This is a genomic window from Neobacillus cucumis, assembly GCF_023715505.1.
This window is the reverse complement of the sequence record NZ_JAMBOH010000030.1, coordinates 40,977-65,410: the sequence shown is the minus strand read 5'-3', so window position 1 is coordinate 65,410 and position 24,434 is coordinate 40,977. Positions and strand designations below refer to the sequence as shown.

Genomic DNA, 24,434 nt, shown 5'->3' with positions numbered 1-24,434 from the left:
CTGCCGTTGTACCCGATACTGTAAATTGACCACTTCCTAATTTATTTTCATAATCGGAATAACTTGGTAAATATGTTACATTATCCGATGTGTCATAGACATAAACACTGGATACCTTATATGTTCCTGCTTCTGAATTTGACGTAATCGTATAGGAGCCCTCATATGAATTTGTTAAAGAATTGTAATTCGGATAAATTCCAATCGTTTTATTTGTAGTAGGTGATTTGTAGTAGACATACACACGGCTTATTCCAACGTTATCCGTCGCTTTTACACTTACCTTAACAGAATCTCCAGCCTTCACTTCTGTTTTATCTACTTGTATACTATCAAGGACCGGATTGGTTACATCTGCCGTTGTACCCGATACTGTAAATTGACCACTTCCTAATTTATTTTCATAATCGGAATAACTTGGTAAATATGTTACATTATCCGATGTGTCATAGACATAAACACTGGATACCTTATATGTTCCCGATTCTGAATTTGACGTAATCTTGTAGGAACCCTCATATGAATTCGTTAAAGAATTGTAATTCGGATAAATTCCAATCGTTTTATTTGTAGTAGGTGATTTGTAGTAGACATATACACGGCTTACTCCAACGTCATCCGTTGCCTTTACACTTACTTTAATGGTATCTCCCGATGTCACCTCAGTTTTATCTACTTGTATACTTTCAATTACTGGATTCGTGACATCAGCACTAGCCTTACCAAAATTATATGGAAAGCTTCCAGAGACTAATAATAAAACCATAATTATAGAAAAAATCCTTTTTCTCACCCGAACTCCCCATTTCATCATACATTTGAGCTAAACGAATATATTACTTATGATAATGCTATTTTTTAAATATCTGAAATCACCATCCCTTTAACTTTTGCCCCCAATTTTATGTAAAAACATTTTTTATAACCTAGGGCATCTTTCCTAATGCTCTTAGATTTATTTCATCCCATATTATTATAGTCCTACAAATAAAAGGATGAAATACCTATTATTGATATAATAATAGAAATTTATCCCAAAAATACCCACTATCTATTCGGCTGTTATTACCCCAATTACAATGAGGGAAACTTATATTGGCACAATGCTCATTTGAATCAAACATCCTCCATTTATCAATGGCTAGTTTTCTATGTAGCTAGTTATAAAGATAAAAAGAGTCATCTTCCTAAGATATTCACAGGGAAGATGACTCTTAATTATGCATTGAGTTCGAGACATTACATATTCCATTTAGGAATACTTTTTTATTTTCTAAACCTTTTGATCAGAGGGGGCTCTTAAGGGCCATCACAGTGATCGTTACCGCCTATTTAGCTAATTCCGACTGACTTGATCCGAACGTATAAAATTTGCCACCTTCTCTTGTAATCGTGTAGGTATTTTGCCATTCTTCTATTTTTTCCTCGTTATTTTCTCTAACCGAAATCTTCTCATTTGTTATGACTTGATATTTATGTTTAAACATTTTGTTAAATGACTTTATTTCTAATTGAGATAGATATTCTTTCTTTTCGTCTTCACTCTTGTCATAAATTAGATTTTTCTCATGTTCTATAAAATTAGGAGCCTTTGGATATCTATATAGGGCTCTACGATTGAAAAATCACCCGCATTGGCGGCTTGGTAAAGAGCATCATTATATTTCTTTAAATGTTCCTGAATTTGTGTTAAAGGTAGGGTCACCCTTCTTAATCGTTTCGTTGACAGCCTTTGCAGTTATCTCTGATGGTTTGGTACGGTAATCCTTATAAGTAATATAACCACTTCCAAACAGAACGACTGTAATACCTAACACAATAAATTTGTGTTTTCGTTTCTATTTTTATTTATATTCAGACTCTAACAGTAGTAACTCTCCGATAGTACCGCAATTGTCATTCTACTTGTAACTTGCATAATCCAAAATTCCATCAGCTATATTGGTAAGTAAATTTTTCAGGTAAAGTGGGTCTGATAGGTTCTTGTCTTCTGTTGGGTTGGTCATAAAACCCAATTCCACAAGTGTGCTTGGGACCTTGGACCAGTTGAAACCAGACATGTCGCCTCTGTAAGAAAGACCATTTACTTTAATGGATGAATTCTTTCTTGTTTCATCAATAATGAACTGGGAAGCTTTTAAACTATCATTGAAGATTGTTTTTGTATATGGACTGTTATTTGCTGGAGTAAGAACCGAAAGACCATGAACATTTCTATCTGTTGAGCCATCCGCATGAATACGGACAAATAAATCAGCGGCATTTTGATTGGCAACCTCAGCTCTTTCCCTGTTACTAATGTTTACATCGTTAGTTGTTCTAGTATAAATAACCTTAATCCCTTTACTTTCCAGCAATTGACCGAGAATAAGTGACGCCTCCAAGGTTAACTTATATTCTGGTTTACCTGTTGCAACCCCTGAAGTCCCACCAGTTACCTTGATCTTTGCTTCCTTAGCCCCCGGGCCAATTGGCTCAGGATCGGTATTAGCTCGATTCTGATGTCCTGGATCAATCACCACTAGAAATTGACTTTGGACCGCCTGCATCTCCTCTGCAGCCGCGGTTCCCCCCTTCTTCTTAGCTATCGCCTTGGTATACTTCTCGTCTGTTTCTAAAGAGTCTTCCTCATCTGCGGAAAGGTCACTTTGGCCGGATTCTTTCAGCGATACAGTAGAAGCTTCAATTTCCTTTCCGTTCCCTATTTCATCTTTTTTTGCACTGCCCTGCTGCAAAGTAGAGGTGTCCTTAGCCACTATTTCCTTCGCCCCTTCATGATTGAAAAAGAGATATAAAGAAATAAGTACCATCAGGATGAGTGTGACAACTCCATATTTTGTTGTAGACTTCACTTTAAGTACCTCTCTCTATGTCGGATCAATTCAACATGATATTTCATTATAAGTGACTCAAATGAGCCTACTTTAAATTATTTAAAGGATTTCCGTCTGGGTTACTTCTTACATATCCCCCGCCTTGTGAAAGAGTATGGTCGATACTAGTGTTTCCATCTCCATCTCGGTAATAGCCTTTTACAAGGGTACCATCTGAGCGGACATAACTCTTTACCTCATGCGGCTGTACGAAATGTGTATCCCCCATGTCCAATTGTAATGCCTTGAACTGATGCTGGGACGAATATTTTAATGGATCCTGATAATGAAAGATATCATTCCCATGGATATAGGAATCTCCGGTAGTAACTAGGTGATGAGAATGATCATAGTTGACAAGCCCATGGCTTCCAGTATGAGTTAAATCATGGGAAGTACCGAAGTCCCGATCAAAGGAATCCGATACATTTTGGTCATTATGTTGATTTTCAAACCCTACCATTTACAACTTCCTCCCTCTTAATCTCCGTTTTAATGAACTCTTTTAGCATATTTAAATTTTTCTTATAGTCTGTGATATGACGAGTCTCTTGCTTCTTGCTAGCAATCTCTTCATCAAGTATAAATTGAATGGAGCTTAACTTTCGGTCGTATTCATCCATGGCCTGATCCTTAATATTTTCAACAGCCTGAATTATATATTGGTCCAATTGGGACTGAAATTGATCGAGCAGCCCATTGATTTGCAGGTTCACTGCCTGAATCAAATCAGGCTTCACATTTCCCAACTGTTTTTCGGCGATTTTTTGTGATAGAAACGGCAGACCAGCCATCCCTACAAGTGGGATAAAAAAGGAAGCCCCAAGCAGCAATGCAATAGAGCTTGCTCCCCCCATCAACAAACCGGCCTTAACGCTGGCATTGCCAGTTTGCGTAGGCAACGACTCCACATAATCTGTGAACCTCAGTACATCCTCTCGGATCGCCTTAATTTTAATCGTCTGTTTAAATGACTGGGAAAGTCCATGTGATACTTCCTTTGCCAACTTTTGAAGTAACTCGTGAATGTGGTCATTGTACTGATCAATCCATTGATTAAAATGAGAACGAATCAGAATCGGAATTTGAGTTTCGACTAAGGATTTAATATCCGAACCCTGGAAAAGCCGAATCCGATTCTCAATATCTTCCCGCATTCGACTTCCAAAAAAGTTTAAGGATTTCCTGACAATGAACTGAATTTCGCTTTCACACTCATAAATATAGTTTTGCAGCTGATTTTGCAATATGGGTTGTTTCGAAAGCCATTCCGACACCAATTGAACCTGCTCCACTAATTGCTCGAGGGTTTCTTCTGATAGATGCTCAGCAAGTTCGATTTCAGCCCTCAGACTTTCAGCAATTATCCATAGTCGTGTCTGAAAACGGACGAGCTTTTCTTGGCTTCGATTACCGCTAACAATCCTTTTTTTTATCTCTGCCTCAATCTCAAGAAGGCCGCTGTACTCAAGAAGTTCTTGGTCTCCTCTAAGTCTAGCTTCCAGCGCGTCTTTTGATGACAGCGGAAAGATTTTAGTCTTTTCCCCGAGAATGTTTTCGGCCCGGCGCTCAATAAAATCAACTGCATCATCTATTTCCTCTTCATCTATTCGATCTAAGAAGTTAGCAGCGATCATTAACTTCTCAAAGCCATTTTTCTGCAAGGTATTTTTAATAAAAGCTTCCTCTGTGCTTCTAAGGGCACCATCCATCGAAGTGATAAAAATGACGACATCTGCCCGCGGCAAGAACTGATAGGTAATATCCGAACGCTGCTGGTTTAAATCATTCAATCCTGGGGTGTCAATCAGCACCACCCGGTTCTCTAAAAGCCGGGATTCCATAAACAACTTTAAATAGTTAATTTCCGCAGGATCAAAGTCAGATGAGGCCGTATAATCATTTAAAACTGTTACAGAAAGTTCTCTTTTCTCAATTTCACCGTTCATTTTTAGGATTTGAACCTCAGGCTTTTTACTATGGAATACCGCATTAATGGTTGCAGTGGTCGGAGTCACATTTCTCGGCATAATGTCCTGTCCAAGCAATGCATTCACAAAGGTGGACTTTCCATGTTTAAATTCACCTAATACAATAATCGAATAGTAATCATCAGCCAAATCCTCCTGCAGCTCTGATAAAGATTTCAGTTGGGAGCTATCAGGTAGAGCTGTTTTCACCAATTGCAGTAAATGATCTGTTTTCTGTTTCAGTTTTTCCTTTTCAGCTGTATAGTTCATCGCGTCAACACTACCTTATCTCGATGTGGCTCGGTTAATTCAGCTTCTAAAGAATAAAGGTCCTTCCTAATTGACTTCAATAACGCAGCACGGCGTTCAAGCTGAATTCGTTTCTTTTCAATATCTTTTTCTTCAAGTTTCGTATTGTTCAGGAGTTCCTGTAATTGAAGCTCCATTTGCTGCACATTTTTATTGATAATGTCCTGATATTGTTTATAAACAGCATCCACTAACCCTTTCCATTCCTTTTTAAAAGAAGTTAGTTTTTGATTTTTAGACTGGTCAAATTGAGCTTGTAGATTCCGCTTGAATTTGGTCTTCTCATTTTCCCCCGTCAGCCAAGACCATCCAGCCATAAATAAAGACGTGATGCCGCCAATGACTGCTGTTGCCAAAAAGCCAACACCAATCGCAAGTGCCCCTAAGAAAGTTGTATTCTTATCCCATGCATCTCCAAGTTCATCAAAAATCTCAATAAAAATACTCGGCTGTTTCTTTCCTTCAACCGTAATGAGTGAAGGGAGCAGGTCACTCGGCCCACTGCCGGAACTCAGCAAGGACTTAAAGTCCCCTTCAAGCTGAAACCATTCTTTGTTTACAGCTGTACTAACCCGGTCAATACTTTGTTCGACTGCAGCTGTCATTTTTTCCTTTTTCTTCACATGCAAATCGCGTTCCTTTGGTGCAATCGCATCTTCGATTTTCCGACTAATCTGATTGATATCCATATAAACATTATCGTCAAACTTTTTGTAGGCAAGATTGGCATGGGCCTGCAGCTCATTCTCATACCATTTGCTTAGCTCTTGTCCCTGAGTTTGCAGCTCAATAGTCAATTTCTTAAGTGCCTCTTTACCAAGATCCCTGACACGATGCAGCTTTGGCATAAAGGATTCAATTTTTTCTTGGAGGTCCTCCAGCTTAAGATTTAACGCATGAATTTGAACGTCTATTTGTTTTTCTAGTATTTCATCAATGAGTTTTTCTGCACGGATAACAGGTTTCCGCAGTTTAACAGCCCCGCGTTCATATTGAAGGAAATCCGCAAGCGCTGTTTCTAATTCAATAAAACCAGTATCGTTGAGATCCCATACAGGTATCATTCTTCCTCGTGCAGTTTTTAACTCTTCACCACTTGCTTTTCTTCTTGCATTTAAAGCCTGTTTAGCTGCTACCATGAATATTTTCGGTTCGAGTAGGATTTTCTTTAAATGGGTTTCTGCAAATCGATAAACTTGGTCAATCTCATGTTGACTTTGGAGCTCATCCTTAAAATTGATAGCGACGAACACCTTTTGAATATCATTAGCCAGAATCCGATCACGTAAAAAGCTTACTTCCGACTCCGACAATATTTTCACTGCGGATAATATCAAAATGGCCACATCTGATTTAGGAATAATTGAATTGGTAATCTGTTCACGAGCTGGATCCAAGTCATTTGTCCCTGGCGTATCAATAATCTGAACTCCATCCTGACAAAAAGCTAAAGGATGACCAATTTCGGCATGACTAATGGTCTGGAAGTGTTCTACTTGCTTTTGAAAAGCCAGTTCAGACTCTTTATCGCCTTGCATAGGTTCTTTCGGTGCCACCAGTGTCTTAAATTCACCCTCATCTATCATTTGTGCAGGCCTTTTACCATCACGATAATGAATCTTAATAAAAGGTTCCGCGCTGTGGGTAATGACATTAAGCAATGTAGTGGTCGGGCGGGCTGATGAAGGCAAAATCCGCTTTCCTAATAGTGCATTGATGAAGGTCGATTTGCCTCTTGAAAACTCCCCCACCACTACAATCTGAAACGATTCATTTCCTACTTGTTTAGTGATATCCAGAATTTTTTTCATATCATTCTGAAGCCCCATTTCCTTTAGGGCAGCATATAGCCGATTCATATGTTTCAAAACCGAATCTCGATTTCGATTAAAATAGTCTAGTGAAAAACTCATATTCGTACTCCCTCAAACTAGTCTTTTCTAGATGGTTAAAATAGGAATGACTTAAAACACGGCAGCTGATTAATATCCAGTACCAGTATCAGTACTGTTACCCTTTCCGCTGCCATAATCAATTCCCGTACCACTATCAATACCCTTAGCCTTAGCCTTACCATTTCCATTCCCACTGTCATTTCCGTTACCATTTCCGGATGAATTATACTCATTTCCATTGTTAGTGGTATAGTCATCCATCGGTTCAATTATTTCCTTGGTTGAAGCACCCAGAACCTTAAAATCTGAAATGAATAGACTATCCGGCTTTACAACATGAATCAAATAGGTCCGTTGTCGAGTGTTTTCTGTTTTCTTTCCAGTCGATTCTTCCAATATAAATGACTCTTCTGTTGATACTTCATACATATTGAGCCCATTATGTTCAACCCTCGTAATCGTAAATTTCTCAGGCGTGTAGATATTTCCTTTCCCTTCTATGGATGCAAAATAGTCAGTAATGAGTTTATAAGCTGGCTGCCCCGACTCTAAATAAGATAATATGGAAGATGAATCATCACGATTGAGAGCATCCATATATTTCGTGCGGTATTCAATTAAAAAGCTGCGAATGGTATCTTCAGATATAGTTGCCTCTATAGTCGTCTCATTTAATTTGGAAAAAGTAAAACCTTCCACTTTCAAGTCCGTATTGGCCGAATTAGGGGCTAATTCATACTCCGCTTCATATACAACTTCGCTTCCGCTTTTCTCATATGTTTCATCTGTAATCACAGTGATAGTAGAGTCATAGTCAATATTTTTTATTTCAAGGTCTTTCAAAGCAGCGCCATCTAATTCATAGTAATAATCCTGGAATTCTTGTTCTCCACTTAAATTGAAAGTTTCAGAATTAAAGAATTCTGTGCTATCAGAATCAATTCTTTTTTGATGCAGGTTTGATATAAAATCTTTAATTTCTGACTGTGAAAAGGATGATTCCAGACTCTCTACACTGTCCGTTTCTTCTGTATAGGTATCTTCATCTGATAAGGAATCAGAATAGGAAGAATCATCCGTTGCATAAGCAGGGCTATCGTCATTTACTTTACTATTAATGATTAAGAAAACAATGAACACGACAACTACTGCAGTTATGCTCCAACCTGCAAATTGGACTCTTTGTTCATGTACATCATCTTTAGCTTTCTTCACATCGTGTGCTAAATCGGAAGGCAACGATGGCAGTCCAATTCCCTCAATTTCAGTCGGGATAGTCAACTGTACTTTCACATTGTTTGGAATGATTGCTGATGGTTCCCACGACTGAAAAATTGAAAAGTCATACTCAAGCTGTTTAAGTGGAATTTCATCAAATAATGCTGAAATATTGTTCATAATCAAGTCGGTATCCGCATAGGCTAGTTTATTTTCCAATGCGGTACCAACCTTTTGGAAAGGCATAATAAATCCTTCGATACAGCTCTTGACCATTCCTGAGAAAAAGTCAAATTCTTTGATTTCATCTAAGGACAAAGCGGCAAACCTTTTCTTCGCATTGGCAAGCTTATCGTTCCAAGATTCAGCGGCGGCCCGATGCGGTTTTCTTACGAGCTCTTCAATATCAGCCTCAACTGATGCCTGCATCAATCGTTCAATCTTTTTTAATTGATCCTTAAGTCTATCATGAGATGCGTCTAACTGTTGTTTTTTCTTCACTAATTCCGCTCGGTGCTGTTTCCATACGGTTAACTTTTCGCCATGCTCCTTAATCCTACGTAATTTCCTGGTTAGCACATGCGCGGACTCAATGAACTGCCAATCTTCTTTCAACTGTTCTTCGTCTTCCGTTAACTTCGTGAACTCATTCATGAAATGTGCTACATCCGATTCAAACACATCGATATCGGGCAATAATCTATCATTCAAGATTCTTATAAACTCTTTCCCTGCACCCTTTTGTTTTTCCCCTGAAAGTCTGTTATAACTTCCATGGATCAATTGAATCATTCCATCAAGTGAATCATTTTTCGGCTTCAAAAAATGATTCCAGCTATTTTCTGATTGCTGGCACTCACCGGTAAGCTGCTTCACCCTCTGAAACCCTTCGAGTAAGGATGGGTACTCATGATTCATAAAAGCCTCTATTAAATGTTGTACGCGATTTGCCCCCAAGGCTACTTTTCTTTCAATTAGGATTTCGTCGAATTTAAGGAGTGGCTCTTTTAATCTTTCAAAAATACGAACGATTTTCTGCTCCGTTTTTTGTGACCATCCCTGGAAAATCTCGTCGACCTCTTTCCAATTGCTCCATTCTAGTAATTCCGGGTTATTTTGTAATTTCCCATCTAAGGCTTCCTTAGAAGAGACACCTATCAATCTCGTTATAAATGGCTGAAGTTTTCGAAAACTTTCATCAAGTAACTCCTCCAACTCCTCCTCTTCTTCATCGTGCTTATCAATCCCATTAACGATGGCAATTGGTTTAATTCCATACTCTTTCAATTTTTTTAACCAAGTGACCTCTGTTGAAGTTCCCACATTACGGTAGTTAAATAGCCATATCGCCAGATCAGCCCTGCGCAAGAACCTGTCCGTTGCTTCCGTATGGTGTTTGTGACTAGAGTTTAATCCAGGCGTATCAATAATGGTGAACGTTTTTAATAGCTGAATAGGTAGATGAAGCTCAATATAAGAGATCTGTTCTCTAATTTGTTGAAACTTGCCCTCTCTCTCCACCGTCAATTGCTCGAGCGATTTGACGTCATATTCAATGACACTATGGTCCAAGTAGTGAGCCAGCACTCGATTCTTTTTTCCATATGTTAATTTCGTCACAACGGCAGTGGCAGGGGTAACATCCGATGTTAATATTTCCTTCCCCAACAAAGCATTGATAAATGTAGACTTTCCCGCTTTAAATTCTCCTGACACCATGACAATTAACTCATCATTCGCATCCTCTTGTAAATCCAATAATTCTTCTTTAATTGGTTGAAATTCTTTATCATTATTACACAGGGTAAGCCAATTCTGTATACCGCTTTGAAACTCTGCTCTCCAGTCCATTCCTTTTGTTCCACCTTTGAAAATAACTAATATACGTTTAATTATATAGTAGTCACTGATGATAGTTTATACTTAGATTAAAGGTAATATAAGGTAATTAGTATTCATTTTCTCCTATTTCTCACGGTACTTGAACCAATCCTTCTTTTAACTTTTTGGCAATTGCAACAACCTTCAATCCTTGTTCTTTTAATTGATGAACTTCTAAATACATAAATAACTTTTTCACCTTTCATATCCTCCAGCTAAACAAAGTTGATAAAGTATCATAGCTTAGCTGGGAAAAATATTGATAAAAAGGTGTTCAATCTTATCTAGCGGAAACTGTTAATTATAGTCCTAGCTTCTGCTAGCCCAAAAAATTGTAACGTTCTCCTCGCGATATTATTCTGCTCCTTAGATTTTCTTGCATTAGGTCCTAAAGACCACTCTCATTTTATAATATTTTTTAATAAATGGAAATTAATAGTTATATAGTTTGTTAATTTCATAAGTAACTTAGGTAAATATATTCATATAGTTATTGGTTTTCAAAATTAAAACATTATAAACTAATAAATATTTTCGACCTACCTGCCCTTTTAGTCTCTCAAACTATATATATAAGACGAAAGGAGGTGATCGAAGATGGCACAAGGATTACTAGAAACGACAAAGCTTCGGTTGGTATTTCAAGCGGGGATTGATAACGAAGGAAATCCAATCTTGAAGTCTAAAACGTTTAGCAATGTAACGAAAGCAGCAACAGCTGACCAGCTGTTCCAAGCAGCCCAAGCGATCTCAGTTTTATGCAACGGTGACTTAAACAAGGTGGAACGTAATGACAGCTCGGAGATTATCGGTTAAGGTTCAAAAAAAATCCAGTGATGGGAGGTGAAAATAAATGGCTAAAAAATATTTTCGACCTACCTGCCCTTTTAGTCTCTCAAACTATATATATAAGACGAAAGGAGGTGATCGAAGATGGCACAAGGATTACTAGAAACGACAAAGCTTCGGTTGGTATTTCAAGCGGGGATTGATAACGAAGGAAATCCAATCTTGAAGTCTAAAACGTTTAGCAATGTAACGAAAGCAGCAACAGCTGACCAGCTGTTCCAAGCAGCCCAAGCGATCTCAGTTTTATGCAACGGTGACTTAAACAAGGTGGAACGTAATGACAGCTCGGAGATTATCGGTTAAGGTTCAAAAAAAATCCAGTGATGGGAGGTGAAAATAAATGGCTAAAACATTAGAATTGCAATTTGACACCGAGTTTGGAAAAACTGCGAAAATCACAATCGACAATCCAAAGGAGCCAGTGGATGAAAATTTAGTGAAACTCTCCATGGGACAGATTATTGCAGCTAACATATTTACTACAGGTAGCGGCAAGCTTGTCTCCGCAAAAGGCGCCAGAGTCATCGACCGCAATGTAACCGACTATGAACTAGCATAATAACAGCAAGGCCGGACTCTCATGAACCCGGCCTTTTTTTAAATCGTGGGTGAGGGTTCACCTGTTTCAAAATCATACCTCTAAGTGAAAGGAGTGAAGACTCGTGGAACAAATTATACCATTCATTAGCGAAGTAGGATTTCCCATCGTGGTGACCCTCTATCTACTTTACCGGATTGAGTCGAAATTAGATCTAGTGGTCCAATCGATACAAAATCTGCCCGAACGAATGAAGCTGTAATGAATTAGGAAAGAGCAAAGAGCAATCAGTAAAAAGAAACAAGAGAACCGTCCCCACGCGTACTAAAATTACCTTAAATAACATTATTCTACAAAAATTTACTTTTTTCTCCACAAATGAAACGAAATGAGACGCCTAGGCGTTCCGCTTTCGTTTTTTTTATATGGTAATTTTTCAATAGAGATAATAAAAAGTGGGTGATTAGAGCGTTATGGGGAAAAGGGTTGTTGTAAAGTTACCTGAACTAATAGTTAAGCATAATATGTCCATGCGAGAACTTTCTCGTCTGGCAGATGTTAGGCCTCAAGCTCTAAATGAACTCGCAAACCAAAAGAGGAGAAATATTAACTTCGGTCATCTCGAAAGGATTGCTGATGTATTTGATACTAACGATATGAATGAGATTATTACCCTTGTTGATACAGATGATGATGATGAGTAATACTAAAATATTATTTAATCAAGAATATGACCTATGGTCCCAAGCTCCAGTATCCACTTCACCTAGTGAAGTTTCAATTTAGAAAATACCATATTAAAACAATATACGGTTTCCCACTTTCTGGTGTTCAAGGCCACTACCTCTATGACCTCTTCTTTCCTTGACCCCTCATTTGTGAGCATCTTCACAATTTAACATTCAAATGTTGAGAAACCTCTCTAAAACTGCTTCCTTGTATATCATAATCCCTAACAAAATGTAATCGTTTTAACGAAATAACTAATATATTTATAAATGTTATTTCTTTAAATATCATGACCTAGTAAAGGATGTGATCAAGATGTGATCTAAAATAAAATATAGCTCAAAATCACATAAAAATTTAAAAGTTTGTGTAAGTACATATTTTGAAGGTATGGGGAGTTGGAGTGTTTGTATTTAGAAAATGAATATATTATAAATCAAAATTTTATGTACATGGTAGGTTACTATGACCGCCAAGCAAAGCTCTGTACACTTGTAAAGGAACTAGATAGAACATTTGTCGTAGACAGATCCCCTTTAGAAATACTAAATGACAGCATCAAGTGCATTGGCTTTGATTTAAGAGGCGCGATGGAGACAGCTAATTGGCTGCTTGGTAATAAATATATGTGTCCTGTAATGGTAAATCCCGTACATAGAATTTGTGTATTCCCTGATAAGTCTGCTAAAAATGCCAATACAATCTGGTTTAATCCATATCATATCGCAAGAACAAAAAGTATTAATCAAAAGGCACAAGTAGAGTTTACGAATGGACTAACGATAACGCTCCCATCCAAACTTTATTCTTTTAACCACAAACTCCAAATAGCAGAGCAGTTTAGAAAAATGATTGTTAGAATGGACAATGATCCCTTTTCCTTCAAGGAAGACCCGAAAAAAGGCGCATAATCGTAGTAGAAATACTAGTTAAATAAATATAAATAAAAATTACACCCTTGTCCAAATAGGACAAGGGTGCTGATTGTAGTGTTTTCTTTTTATAAAGGAATGCAGGTGTTATACCCTTGCAGCTAATCGATCATTTACCATATTCATCACAGCAGTTTGAATAGCAGCTAACTTCTCCTGGCTGTGTTCCATTGAGTCGCCTTTCACGCCAAAATAAAATTTCGCTTTAGGCTCTGTTCCAGACGGACGCAGACAGAACCATGAACCATCTGCTAAAAAGTATTTCAATACATTAGATGACGGCAAATTAATCTTACTTTCCAAACCATTAGCTTTTCTTAATGAAGTTGCGTAGTCTTCCACTGCTTCTACTTCAATGCCTGCTACGTCACTCAAACTCTCATTTCTGAAAGTATCCATTAAACCAGCAATTTGTTCCGCTCCGTCTTTCCCTTTTAAGGTAATCGACTGGAGTGACTCTTGGTAAAAACCATACTTTTCAAAAATAGCTAAAAGACCTTCATACATCGTCATGCCTTTAGATTTATAATAGGCAGCAACTTCTGCTGCAAAAATAGCAGACTGAACTGCATCTTTATCACGTACAAAATCGCCAATCAGATAACCATAGCTTTCTTCATAGCCAAATAAGAAAGTGTGCTGACCCGTTTGTTCAAACTCATTGATTTTTTCACCGATGAACTTGAAACCTGTTAGGGTATCCATTGCCTCAATGCCATAAGACTGAGCAATCGCACGGCCAATTTCAGAGGTAACAATAGTTTTGATGACCACGCCATTTTCAGGAAGTAATCCTTTGGCTTGTTTTTGAGATAGTAGATACTCCAGCATTAAGGCACCCATTTGGTTCCCTGTGAGCACCACATATTCACCAGAATGGTTCTTAACTGCTACACCTAACCGATCCGCATCAGGATCTGTCGCCATAAGAATGTCTGCACCAATTTCCTCGCCATATTTTATAGCAATTTCAAATGCCGCATGCTCTTCTGGATTTGGTGACTTAACAGTTGAAAAATTGGCATCAGGTAACTCTTGCTCTTTTACAACCGGAACATGTTCAAATCCAAACGCCTTTAACCCAGCACGAACAGGTTTATTTCCTGTTCCATGTAATGGAGAGTAAACAATCTTTAAATCCTTTGCGACCTTAGCTACCACCTCAGGATTCAATTGAAGTGACTTTAATTGTTCTACATAAGCATTATCGATCTCTTCTCCAACGTAAGCTAATAATCCATTGGAAAGAAGGGCCTGCTCTTCAGCTACTTCAACTGTTAATTCATTTTCAACAGCATTCACATATTTAATGATGGTATTAGCTGCCTCGGGAGGAAGTTGGCCGCCGTCTTCCCCATATACTTTAAAACCGTTATATTCAGGCGGGTTATGACTCGCTGTGATTACTACCCCTGAGAAGGCATGTAAATATCTAACGGCAAATGACAGTACCGGTGTTGGACGAAGTTCATCAAATACATAAGCCTTAATTCCATAATTACCTACCGTCTTTGCTACTTCTAACGCGAATTCAGGAGACTTATGGCGAGAATCATATGCAATTACAACGCCACGCTGTTTTGCTTCTTCCCCTTGTTCAGCGATATACTTAGCCAAGCCCTCAGCGGCTCTACGAATAGTATAGATATTTAAACGGTTAATACCAGGTCCTAACTCCCCACGCATACCACCGGTACCAAATTCTAAATGTTTATAAAAATGATCTTCTAATAATTTTTTATTGTTTTCAATATTAAGTAGTGTCTCTTTTAAATCAGAATTTAAATTAATAAATGAAAGCCATTTTTCTGCATTACGTAACCAAGTCAAAATTGGTTCCCCCTCGTCTAAGATGTAGAAATATTTATTATTTGCAATATATCTGCAGCTATCTTATCTGCTTCATGATTGTTTAATTTACTATTCACGTTAGATTCTTTTGTAATACTATTCTTGAAGGATCGGTCCACCTGAAATAACTTAAACTGGTCCCAATCAATGGTATCATAAAGATGATGTTTCATAAGATATTGATGGCATTTTGATCCTCTTTCAGGGACGGTCGATTAAGGATTAAAAGAGGTACACTGGTATTAATGGCCTCGCTAATAACCTGAAATCACCAGGTCTAAAGATTCATTTTAACGCAATATTTCTTGAAGCATGTCCATATCAAAAATCAGAAATATAATAAGCAATGGTCTTTCTAAAACACTTCACATCTAAAGAAGGGAGAAGACCTATGTCCTCTCCCCATATCCTAATAGAATAACTATTGTCTAGTCCCTACTAAACAAGTCTCTAGTGTAAACCTTATCCCTTACCTCATGTAAATCTTCAGATAACCTGTTAGCAACAATCACATCAGATATTTTCTTGAACTCTTCAAAATCATTAATAACTCTTGAATTAAAGAATTGATCTTCATGAATGGCCGGTTCGTATACCACCACTTCAATGCCCTTCGCCTTAATACGCTTCATAACCCCTTGAATAGCTGACTGCCTAAAGTTATCAGAGTCCATTTTCATGGTAAGACGGTAAATCCCAACAATCTTCGGGTTCCTTTTAATAATCATATCTGCAATGTGATCTTTTCTAGTTCTATTAGCATCAACAATGGCTGACATAATATTATTTGGAACATCAGAGTAATTAGCTAATAACTGTTTCGTATCTTTAGGCAGGCAATATCCCCCATAACCAAATGAAGGATTATTATAATGATTCCCTATTCGTGGATCAAGCCCAATACCATCGATTATTTGCTTAGTATTTAATTCTCTAACCTCCGCATATGAATCCAGCTCATTAAAAAAGGCAACTCTCATTGCTAGATAAGTATTTGCAAATAGTTTAATTGCTTCCGCTTCTGTTGAATTTGTAAATAAGACATCAATATTTTCTTTCAATGCACCTTCTACTAGTAGATCAGCAAATAATCTTGCTCGATCTGATTGTTCTCCAACAATAATTCTTGAAGGATATAGGTTATCATTAAGGGCTTTACCTTCTCTTAAAAACTCCGGAGAAAAAATAATATTATCCGTTTCAAACTTCTCTTTTACTTTTTCCGTATAACCTACCGGGACGGTTGATTTAATTACCATGATTGCATCTGGATTGATGGATAATACATTGGCAATAACTGCTTCAACCGTTCTAGTATTAAAGTAATTCTTTTCCGGATCATAGTTTGTTGGAGTTGAAATGATTACATATTCTGCATCTTTAAATGCTTTATAGTTATCGGTTGTAGCAGTTAAATTTAGCTCTTTTGATGCTAAGTATTCTTCGATATCATGATCAATTATTGGAGATCTCCTATTATTAATCATTTCTACTTTTTCTTGAATAATATCTAGGGCTATGACTTCATTGTGTTGTGCTAATAGAATTGCATTCGATAATCCTACATAGCCTGTTCCAGCAATTGTTATTCTCATTTGTCATTACATCTCCACTGCTCTTTTTTTGATAACGAAATATTAATGATAAGTGTTACATTATTTTTAATTAATATTTATAATTTAACTAATAAAAGTACTAAAAGGTTCAGTATTATAATTTTAGACAAAGAAAAGTCCTTTATACTGGATAAGTTAGGTGGTAACCTGTCCACATCCACTTAAAAGGTCTCTGACAAGTTTACACGAAAAACTCCATTTGGACAATCATTTTCATCAATAACTCTTATAATGACCCTTTTTACGTCAATACTCTGATGCTCAGTACCGTTCCAAATTCTTCATTACGATGACGAAATTTACAAACGACATATCCTTGTATATTGGATATAGAAACCACTATCAAACTTGATAAAGGTTCACAATTATTTTGTTCTCTGTTTGGCAATTCAGCAAGCGGAAACACATTTCCAATGCCAGCAACTTTATACGGATACATTAACGCCTATGATGACGGAAATGTGGGTAATTTTATGTTAAAGAGGACAAAACGACCATTTTAAAAGCCACGTCAGATAGCACTAAATTCTCAGCGGCTTATGATAATACTAAAATATCAATTTTATAGGGATGCTAATAATCCAGCAATTTTAGTAAGGGGTATAGCAAGCCTGGCGGTTGCGCCGACAAATTTAAGTATCAAAGCAAGATTACAAAATGCATAATTCACAAGAAGCAGCTAAATGTATAATTGGAGAAAATTTTATGGAATTTATTATTACCTGTCCCATTTGTAATTCAAATATTGTCGAGGTTTTTGCAACAATAGATATGGAAGTGATTTTTATATGCAAAGATTGTGGGCATAGGGAAACAAAAGATGAATAATTGGTGTATAAATTAAACATAGGCAACAACATCGTTATTTTGCTAAGGGTATTAGTTCCCGGCAATTGTGCCGATAAACATCACTATAAAAATGCGTTTACTAACGGCTGGTTAGACAGTAGAGTAAGAAACTGATTTCAAAGGGATAGCCTTCGGCTATCTCTTTTACTTTCAGTTCCTCCTCATCAAACCGTACGTGAGGTTTTCCCTCATACAGCTTTCCGACGTTCTTCTTTCTTTGGCTTTACAGATATTAACCAGATAGCCTCACCAATATATGACCAATCTCTTTTCTTACGTCTGTTAAATTCCCATGCTTCTTCTGCCTATTTCTTTTCTTGTTATAGAATAAAGTAAGGCGTTCTAAAACATACCAATCAATCCGATTAAGCCATTTCTTTGCATTGGAAGATAAGAGATAGTAGTTCTTGAAACCTTGCAGTTTCTTGTTTAACCCCATCACTAAGTCATGAATATCCAAATACAATTTTGCTCTTGGCTCTGTGTATGCTTTAATCTTTGCTCGCATTTTCTTCATTACGTTCTTTTTCGGAATGTGAGACATGACAAACAGAGTATACCCGCCCTTTTTGCGGATTGGAAACTTTCGGTTATGAAACCCTAAGAAGTCAAAACCTTCGATATCATCCCAAAGGTGGACCAACCTGGATTTATCACGATTGATTGAAAGGTCGAGTCTCCCCATTAATTGACTGAATTACTTTAATGCTTTCCAATGCTTGTTGTTTGGATTTGCACATGATGACGAGGCAAGTAGACCACTGGAACCTCCCCAGTAGTCTCTCTCAGAACCGGACGTGAACCTCTCAGCTCATCCGGCTCCCATTATTCAGCCGTAGGCTTAATACCCATTTCCCAGTGTTTAAAGAGCTTGGGGTTTTGTTTTGCAATTCTACCTAAGAAATATTCTGCTCTCTTCTTGTGACGAGCCAATCTTTTGTATTTCTTCCTCGCCCACATTATTAAGGCTTTGTTAATATGCCTTAACGTTGAGTACATTTCAGATTTGTAGAACTTGCCATAGAAATTAATCCAGCCTATGATTTTAGAGTTAAACATATTCGATAGGTCCGTAAGGTCCTTTTCAGCTTTCAGCTGTAGTTTCCAGTCCCTCACTTTTTGCCTAATTGATTTCTTAGCTTTGTTACTAATCGCAGGTGTAAAGTTAATAAAATGCTTTCCCCATCTATTCTTCGAACGTCTTGGTCTGAACGTGTATCCAAGAAAATCAAATGAAGTATTTTCGTAATTTTCTTTCCTATCTTCATCTTTACAATATACAATTCGTGTTTTGGTTGGATGCAGTTCAAGCTTACAATCGTTCATCCTATTGTTTAGAGATTCAAGCAATCTCATTGCTTCTGCTTCTGACTTACAGTGAATGACTGCGTCATCCGCATATCTCGCAAATGGATTATTAGGATGGTTAATAGTCATCCATTTATCAAATGTGTAATGTAGAAAAAGGTTTGCAAGAACAGGACTTATGACTCCACCTTGCGGTGTACCAGAAGTGCGTTCTATTACTCCTTCTTTCGTTTGAAAAGGTGCCTTTAGCCATCTATTAATATATAATTTTTACCCATTTAATATTTGTGTGTTTTTCCACTGCTTTTATTAGTAATCCATGATCAATGTTGTCGAATAAGCCTTTAATATCAAATTCTAGAACCCAGTTGTATTTCCAACACCTTTTACGTGTTATCTCTAAAGCTTGAATGGCACTTTTGTTAGGTCTATAACCATAAGAGTCCTCATGAAAGAAAGGTTCTACGGAAGGTTCAAAGTACAGTTTCGCAACCATTTGTGCAATTCTATCTGCAACAGTTGGAATCCCTAATGTCCTAGTACCCCCAGCTTTCTTCGGTATCTCTACAGCCTTTACTGCTGGGGGAAAGTAACTTCCTGAGGACATTCTATTCCATAGTTTATAGAGATTATCTTTTAGATTCATTTCGAATTCTTCTATTGACTCTTCATCAATTCCAGCTGACCCTTTATTTGCCTTTACTCTTAGAAAAGCTTCATAAACTACCTTTTTAGATATCGCATATGGCTTTGTTTTACTCATAAGTTCCTCCCACTAAAATGGTTGACTTGCTCATAAAACTGAATAACATAACCCCTTTGTTCCACCTCCGTTAGGAGGTTTCATTACTACTACGGGTTATTCCGCCCCTATACATGGCATTGGTACTCTGATTCTTGTGGGGCTTCCACTTGAATTTCTCCCTTAACATCCATGTCGTAGGTTCCCACGTTCCACACTCAAGCCTATATTAAGTTCACGCCGCCTTTATACCGGTCACCTAACGGACAGTAAACAGGTTTCCTCCGAACTTCTCCTGAGTTAACGACTCCCCCTCAGTTTTGATGACATCCCTACGCTTTCGATACTTCTTCAGCGGTTCAATGGTTTTCGTCTCCTTAATATGTACCTGACAAAGTCTGGCTCTGCCTTTTCCTTAACGCTCAATACCATAGCTTTTGACTACAGCACCTTAAGGTGGTTTGTAATCTCTACCTGTATAGCGATTACGAGAGGCCTACTCTCATCTTGAGTGCAGCATAGCTTCCTTATGTGCTTACGCACACTTTGGTTGCTTTCGTGGCACACAGTCATCCGCATATCTAACTAATTCACCTAAGTGGTTAAATCTCTTTTCCCAAAGCATATCCATTGTATTTAAATAGATATTTGCTAGAAGCGGAGAGATTACACCACCTTGCGGTGTTCCAGTAATCGGATTTCTTATTTTACCTTCCTCCATAATGCCAGACTTCAGCCATTTACGAATTAGTTTTTGGACTCTTCGGTCACTGATACGTTGTTCCACCAACTTCATCAATTTGTCCTGGTTGATGTTATCAAAATATCCTTGGATATCGACGTCTACTACCCAAAAACATTTCCTACTTACCTTTCGTATCTTTGCCATGGCTTGATGGGCATTAAGTTTAGGGCGAAAACCAAATGAGCAGTCATGAAAGTCTGCTTCAAAGATAGGTTCGATGACCATTTTAATTGCCATCTGTGCAACTCGGTCTTTAATAGTTGGAATCCCTAGTGGACGTTTCTTTCCGTCATCTTTTGGTATGTAGGTTCTTAGGACTGGATTGGGATGGTATCTATTCTCCTTTAACTCTAAATAGAGTTCGTTCAAGAACTTCTTCTCCCCATATTCGTCGACAATATTTTCTATTGTCTGTCCATCTACACCTCCACTGCCTTTCTTTTGTTTCACACGTTTCCACGCTTCCCATAGGATGTCAGGACGATAAATTTTATCATATAATGCATGAAATCTGCGGCCAGTGTGTTCCTTGGCACAAAGATATAATGTCTTCCAAAGTTCTTGAGCTTTTGCATTATTGGTGTAGTTAGCCATTTTCTTGGCATTCACTGACTCTTACCTCCTTCTGACATATGAACGAAGTAGGGTACTGGCTTTCGCCGTCCTTCCCTAGACAATGTTATGTTGTCATTGTCATCATAGGTACTATGACCCCCTCCGACTCCCTCTCATCCACCATTTCGTTTATACTTATAGGTTTCTGCTTTACTTTCATAAGAAAGTGACGAGGAGGGTATCCCAGTTCCGTTATTTACTTTCCTAACATGTCGTTCCCCTTACCCCGAGAGATTCTTCGGTGCTGCTACTCCAAGTTCTTCGCACCTTCTATGGTCTTCGCCTATCTTATCAAGGCTCGACTTCTCTTTAGCCACCTACGATGGGTTCCTTTGACGAGACGGTAGGATTCACTTTATGTTACAACCTGTTAGTTTGCTCGCACTCTGCAAGAGAGTTACTTTGTCACAGGGCTTCAACCTTAGAATTTCTTCACCAGTTGCCTGTCAGCTACTGAGCGTCTTGGTACTTACTCAGATTGGACTTTCACCAATTAGCAATTAACGGCTTGCTGGGCACGCATAAAAAAAGGAGAGGTCTCTCCTCTCCTTACCATTAACTAGCTTTCGTTACAGATTCATTAGTGATTTTTACTGAGTTCTTCTTAAATATAAATTTCTTTATAGTATCCGTATGCATTTCTGTTAAAGATGCTATAACAATTGCGTATAAAAGAACAGAAAGTATGATTGTTGGTTTTAATAAAAGAGTCTCGATTTGGTTAAAATTCCAATATGCAGAATTTCTCCAAGTAGTAACTATATTTAATAATGGGTAATGGGTTAAGTACAAAGTAAAGGAAAATGAAGCAAGATACTTATTTATGTTAAACATCCTTTTAATCTTTTTTTCATTTAGAAAAGAAACGATTAAGTAAACCATTATAGTAAATGCCAAACCAACACCAAAATCAGCATAATATTGTCTCCCTGTTTGCTCATAGGTCGGATGATCCAAGTGTAGTAAGATGTAGAGATATTTCGCCAATACAACTGAGACAACAACTGAAAGCCACAATATTATATTTTTTACAATTTTATTTTTAAGTATTAGTGGTTTAACTAACGGGATCATTGCACCTAACATCCAAATTAAAAAATATAACATTATACGTTGTCCGACAAAAAATGAAATCGCAACGAATAAAAACGCATAAAGGCATTTCATACTGACTTTTTTGGAGTAAACAACCAATATTAAGCAAGGAAATAAAATATAATACCAAAATTCATAACTTAAACTCCATAAGGGACCATTTGATCCATATTGGTCAACTAAGATATCTTGTACAAAAAAAAAGTTTCCAATAAACGTTTTAATATCTAGATGATTTGCAATTTCATGATTACCGAAAATGCCTGACTGTAATTTTGCCCACATAAGGGTTAATAACAAACATGGTAAAAGAACAATCCATAACCTAGTGACCCTATTAAACAAGTAAACTGACCAATTCCATCTATTTTGTTTTATGGTTTTAAGAACGCTAGATGAAATAAAGTATCCACTAAGAACAAAAAAGACCATTACAGCTTGGTATCCGGGAACTGGTAAATAAAAGTGATACAAAAATACGACTAAAGCTGATAAAAATCTTAATAAGTCTAAAGTACTAGAAGCTTTACTGTCATTCTTGATTGTATTTAACGAAAATGCTGTTTTCACTATTTTCCCCCCACAATTTCTAATTATAAAAAATTTGCCAATTTTTAATATAGCATTAAAAAGGGGGGTGTGGAATAGAGAAAAAATAGGAAGGAATCTTTTTTGTGTCCTAAAGTTGAATTTAGTAAGTCATCTTAGGAGGATATAGAGTACAACCCAAAATTATTTGGATGTAAATTAGATGGTATAACAGATGATAGTGTTAAATTACAGGATTTTTTTGATAATCCTGTCGTTTAAAGGAAAGTTTTGTTCCCACCTAATTCACAGATGCGACTCCCCATTTGTTGTCATTCTATACACCAACGAGTAGTCCTGTACCTACGAACAACACCTATATGGCTGGAAATATGTTTGTAAATATAAAGCAAGAAGGATTTGCAACAACTGATTTCCCTAACAATATATGGGTAACTGAGTAGGAAGTTAGTTCCTGTAGCAAGCAACACAGTATCTAAATATGATAGTCCAATTAATTCCCAATTGTTTAATTTCTAGAATACGTTTATAATTAATCGATAAATAAATACCGATAAACACACTAGGAGTTTGTTCTATGACATTATTAATTGGGATTCTTTATGGATTTCTGTTAGCTTTGGACCCAGGGAATCATATTTTTTATTTAATTAAATATGGTTCCTTATTTGCAATGGACTATGCAATTATTTTTCTTTACTCTCCCCTAATATTAAAAAGAGTAAGTCCATTATTAAGGGTATCAACTCTGATTGTTCTAACTTTATATTTAGGGATATTTACAACGTCATTAGTGTTTTATCTATATGACCGCCAAATTTATAGTTTGAGCGAGGTAATAAGGATAGGACTGCATATTCCAGTTTTCATTTTTATGATTTGGAAGAAAAGAGACTTATCAAAATACTTAATCCGTTCTTCCTTTGTTTTTAATGCTGTTGGTATATTTCAATACGTTATAATGGGGCAACAAGGGAGAATACAAAGTCTATTTAGTCACCCTAATTTTTACTCTTTGTATCTTATAGTGGTGATTATATTCATTATGGAAAAAGTAAATTTTGAGGGTAGAAAGAAATTTTTATCCTATTCGTATATCATTTTCATACTCTTACTACTCTTATTTGGAACTGGAGCAAGAACTTCTTTTGCAGTGGCAATGGTTATTTTGGCATACAACTTCTTTATTTTTAGTAAGAGGAGACTTTTAAATATATTCGGGTTAGTGTCATTAGCAATTTTGTCATTACCGTTATATAAATATTTTTCATCATATTTAATGACAACAAGAATATTCAATATGTCGTATGGTTATACCATGCCCGGTCAAATAGATTCTTATCAATGGCGATTGATGAGATGGTCGGATGGGCTTTCATCATTTAGGGACTATCCGCTTATAAATCAGATTTTTGGCTATGGATGGCAAACGAGTCCTATTTTATCTCGGGCTTTTAATGGAATGGCCATGCATAACGAATATTTAAGAATGCTAGTTGATTTTGGCGTAATTGGAGCTGCAGTATATGTAATCGCCTTGTTATCGTTGTTTTTCTATGCGGTTAAAAAACAAAGACAAAAAGGATATTATTCACTGTCTCTAATTGTTTTGTTAATTATGATTTATAGCTACTCTGAAAACATTTTTGTTGCTGGGGAATCTTTTGCTATACTATTGCTATCTGTAGCGAATAGTCTATCAATTATTAATAGAAAATATCTCACTCGTGTAGAAAACAATAATGATAATAAGGCAGTTAAAGCTGCATAATTTGGACCTAAAAAGAACTCAGTAAGAGTTCTTTTTTAGTTACTTTTGATCCTAAACCAACAAAAGTAACTAAACTTCACCATTTTCTGATAGGTAATA

At 37.0% G+C, this 24,434-nt stretch carries 20 protein-coding genes and 1 pseudogene; 7 read left to right on the top strand and 14 right to left on the bottom strand.

From position 1 onward, the window contains the following. From M3226_RS26310 to M3226_RS26280, 7 genes are all read right to left on the bottom strand, one after another. The coding region (locus M3226_RS26310; protein WP_251571718.1) for an Ig-like domain-containing protein at nucleotides 1-793 on the bottom strand (793 nt) is incomplete at its 3' end. 780 nt (nucleotides 794-1,573) lie between these two features. Then, complete coding sequence (locus tag M3226_RS32985) at nucleotides 1,574-1,705, bottom strand: TcaA NTF2-like domain-containing protein (RefSeq protein WP_445165004.1); 132 nt, start codon at nucleotides 1,703-1,705, stop codon at nucleotides 1,574-1,576. 196 nt (nucleotides 1,706-1,901) lie between these two features. Continuing rightward, nucleotides 1,902-2,852 (bottom strand): N-acetylmuramoyl-L-alanine amidase family protein, encoded by a 951-nt coding sequence (locus M3226_RS26300; RefSeq protein ID WP_251571714.1) that lies wholly within the window; start codon nucleotides 2,850-2,852, stop codon nucleotides 1,902-1,904. A gap of 67 nt (nucleotides 2,853-2,919) precedes the next feature. Then, on the bottom strand, nucleotides 2,920-3,336 hold the full coding sequence (locus M3226_RS26295) for a hypothetical protein (protein WP_251571712.1): 417 nt from the start codon (nucleotides 3,334-3,336) through the stop codon (nucleotides 2,920-2,922). Continuing rightward, nucleotides 3,323-5,113, bottom strand: a complete 1,791-nt coding sequence (locus M3226_RS26290; RefSeq protein ID WP_251571710.1) for a dynamin family protein — start codon at nucleotides 5,111-5,113, stop codon at nucleotides 3,323-3,325. The genes M3226_RS26295 and M3226_RS26290 overlap by 14 nt, the downstream gene beginning before the upstream one ends. Beyond that, nucleotides 5,110-7,065 (bottom strand): dynamin family protein, encoded by a 1,956-nt coding sequence (locus M3226_RS26285; RefSeq protein WP_251571708.1) that lies wholly within the window; start codon nucleotides 7,063-7,065, stop codon nucleotides 5,110-5,112. Before M3226_RS26285 ends, M3226_RS26290 begins: the two co-directional genes overlap by 4 nt. Before the next feature lie 69 nt (nucleotides 7,066-7,134). Further along, the gene (locus M3226_RS26280; protein WP_251571706.1) at nucleotides 7,135-10,116 is read right to left on the bottom strand and encodes a dynamin family protein; all 2,982 of its coding nucleotides are present in this window, start codon (nucleotides 10,114-10,116) and stop codon (nucleotides 7,135-7,137) included. A gap of 627 nt (nucleotides 10,117-10,743) precedes the next feature. On the opposite strand from M3226_RS26280, the gene M3226_RS26275 reads away from it, so the two are divergent. The 6 genes from M3226_RS26275 (at nucleotide 10,744) to M3226_RS26250 (ending at nucleotide 13,173) form a co-directional block, all read left to right on the top strand. Continuing rightward, nucleotides 10,744-10,962 (top strand): DUF1659 domain-containing protein, encoded by a 219-nt coding sequence (locus tag M3226_RS26275; protein ID WP_098996041.1) that lies wholly within the window; start codon nucleotides 10,744-10,746, stop codon nucleotides 10,960-10,962. A gap of 117 nt (nucleotides 10,963-11,079) precedes the next feature. Further along, on the top strand, nucleotides 11,080-11,298 hold the full coding sequence (locus tag M3226_RS26270; RefSeq protein ID WP_098996041.1) for a DUF1659 domain-containing protein: 219 nt from the start codon (nucleotides 11,080-11,082) through the stop codon (nucleotides 11,296-11,298). A 37-nt stretch (nucleotides 11,299-11,335) separates the two neighbouring features. Continuing rightward, nucleotides 11,336-11,554: a DUF2922 domain-containing protein gene (locus M3226_RS26265; protein ID WP_251571704.1), complete on the top strand. Its 219-nt coding sequence runs from the start codon at nucleotides 11,336-11,338 to the stop codon at nucleotides 11,552-11,554. 103 nt (nucleotides 11,555-11,657) lie between these two features. Next, nucleotides 11,658-11,795, top strand: coding sequence for a YvrJ family protein (locus M3226_RS26260; protein WP_251571702.1), 138 nt, complete (start codon nucleotides 11,658-11,660; stop codon nucleotides 11,793-11,795). A gap of 211 nt (nucleotides 11,796-12,006) precedes the next feature. After that, nucleotides 12,007-12,237: a helix-turn-helix domain-containing protein gene (locus M3226_RS26255; protein ID WP_251571700.1), complete on the top strand. Its 231-nt coding sequence runs from the start codon at nucleotides 12,007-12,009 to the stop codon at nucleotides 12,235-12,237. A 432-nt stretch (nucleotides 12,238-12,669) separates the two neighbouring features. Then, complete coding sequence (locus M3226_RS26250; protein WP_251571699.1) at nucleotides 12,670-13,173, top strand: competence protein ComK; 504 nt, start codon at nucleotides 12,670-12,672, stop codon at nucleotides 13,171-13,173. Between the two features lie 108 nt (nucleotides 13,174-13,281). On the opposite strand, the gene M3226_RS26245 is transcribed toward M3226_RS26250, so the two are convergent. The 7 genes and pseudogenes from M3226_RS26245 to M3226_RS26215 form a co-directional block, all read right to left on the bottom strand. Then, complete coding sequence (locus tag M3226_RS26245; RefSeq protein WP_251571697.1) at nucleotides 13,282-15,024, bottom strand: phospho-sugar mutase; 1,743 nt, start codon at nucleotides 15,022-15,024, stop codon at nucleotides 13,282-13,284. Between the two features lie 449 nt (nucleotides 15,025-15,473). Then, the gene (locus M3226_RS26240) at nucleotides 15,474-16,640 is read right to left on the bottom strand and encodes a nucleotide sugar dehydrogenase (protein ID WP_251571695.1); all 1,167 of its coding nucleotides are present in this window, start codon (nucleotides 16,638-16,640) and stop codon (nucleotides 15,474-15,476) included. 1,102 nt (nucleotides 16,641-17,742) lie between these two features. Continuing rightward, complete coding sequence (locus M3226_RS26235) at nucleotides 17,743-18,195, bottom strand: group II intron maturase-specific domain-containing protein (RefSeq protein ID WP_251571693.1); 453 nt, start codon at nucleotides 18,193-18,195, stop codon at nucleotides 17,743-17,745. A 140-nt stretch (nucleotides 18,196-18,335) separates the two neighbouring features. Continuing rightward, a complete protein-coding gene (locus M3226_RS32580) occupies nucleotides 18,336-19,034 on the bottom strand; it encodes a reverse transcriptase domain-containing protein (RefSeq protein WP_251571726.1) in 699 nt (232 codons plus the stop codon). 40 nt (nucleotides 19,035-19,074) lie between these two features. Beyond that, a complete protein-coding gene (locus M3226_RS26225; protein WP_251571692.1) occupies nucleotides 19,075-19,581 on the bottom strand; it encodes a reverse transcriptase domain-containing protein in 507 nt (168 codons plus the stop codon). A gap of 541 nt (nucleotides 19,582-20,122) precedes the next feature. Further along, a pseudogene (gene ltrA, locus M3226_RS26220) lies at nucleotides 20,123-20,914 on the bottom strand (group II intron reverse transcriptase/maturase); the annotation flags it as partial. A gap of 561 nt (nucleotides 20,915-21,475) precedes the next feature. Continuing rightward, a complete protein-coding gene (locus M3226_RS26215; protein WP_251571688.1) occupies nucleotides 21,476-22,585 on the bottom strand; it encodes an acyltransferase family protein in 1,110 nt (369 codons plus the stop codon). A gap of 556 nt (nucleotides 22,586-23,141) precedes the next feature. On the opposite strand from M3226_RS26215, the gene M3226_RS26210 reads away from it, so the two are divergent. After that, complete coding sequence (locus M3226_RS26210; protein ID WP_251571686.1) at nucleotides 23,142-24,335, top strand: O-antigen ligase family protein; 1,194 nt, start codon at nucleotides 23,142-23,144, stop codon at nucleotides 24,333-24,335. Nucleotides 24,336-24,434: the final 99 nt, after the last annotated feature.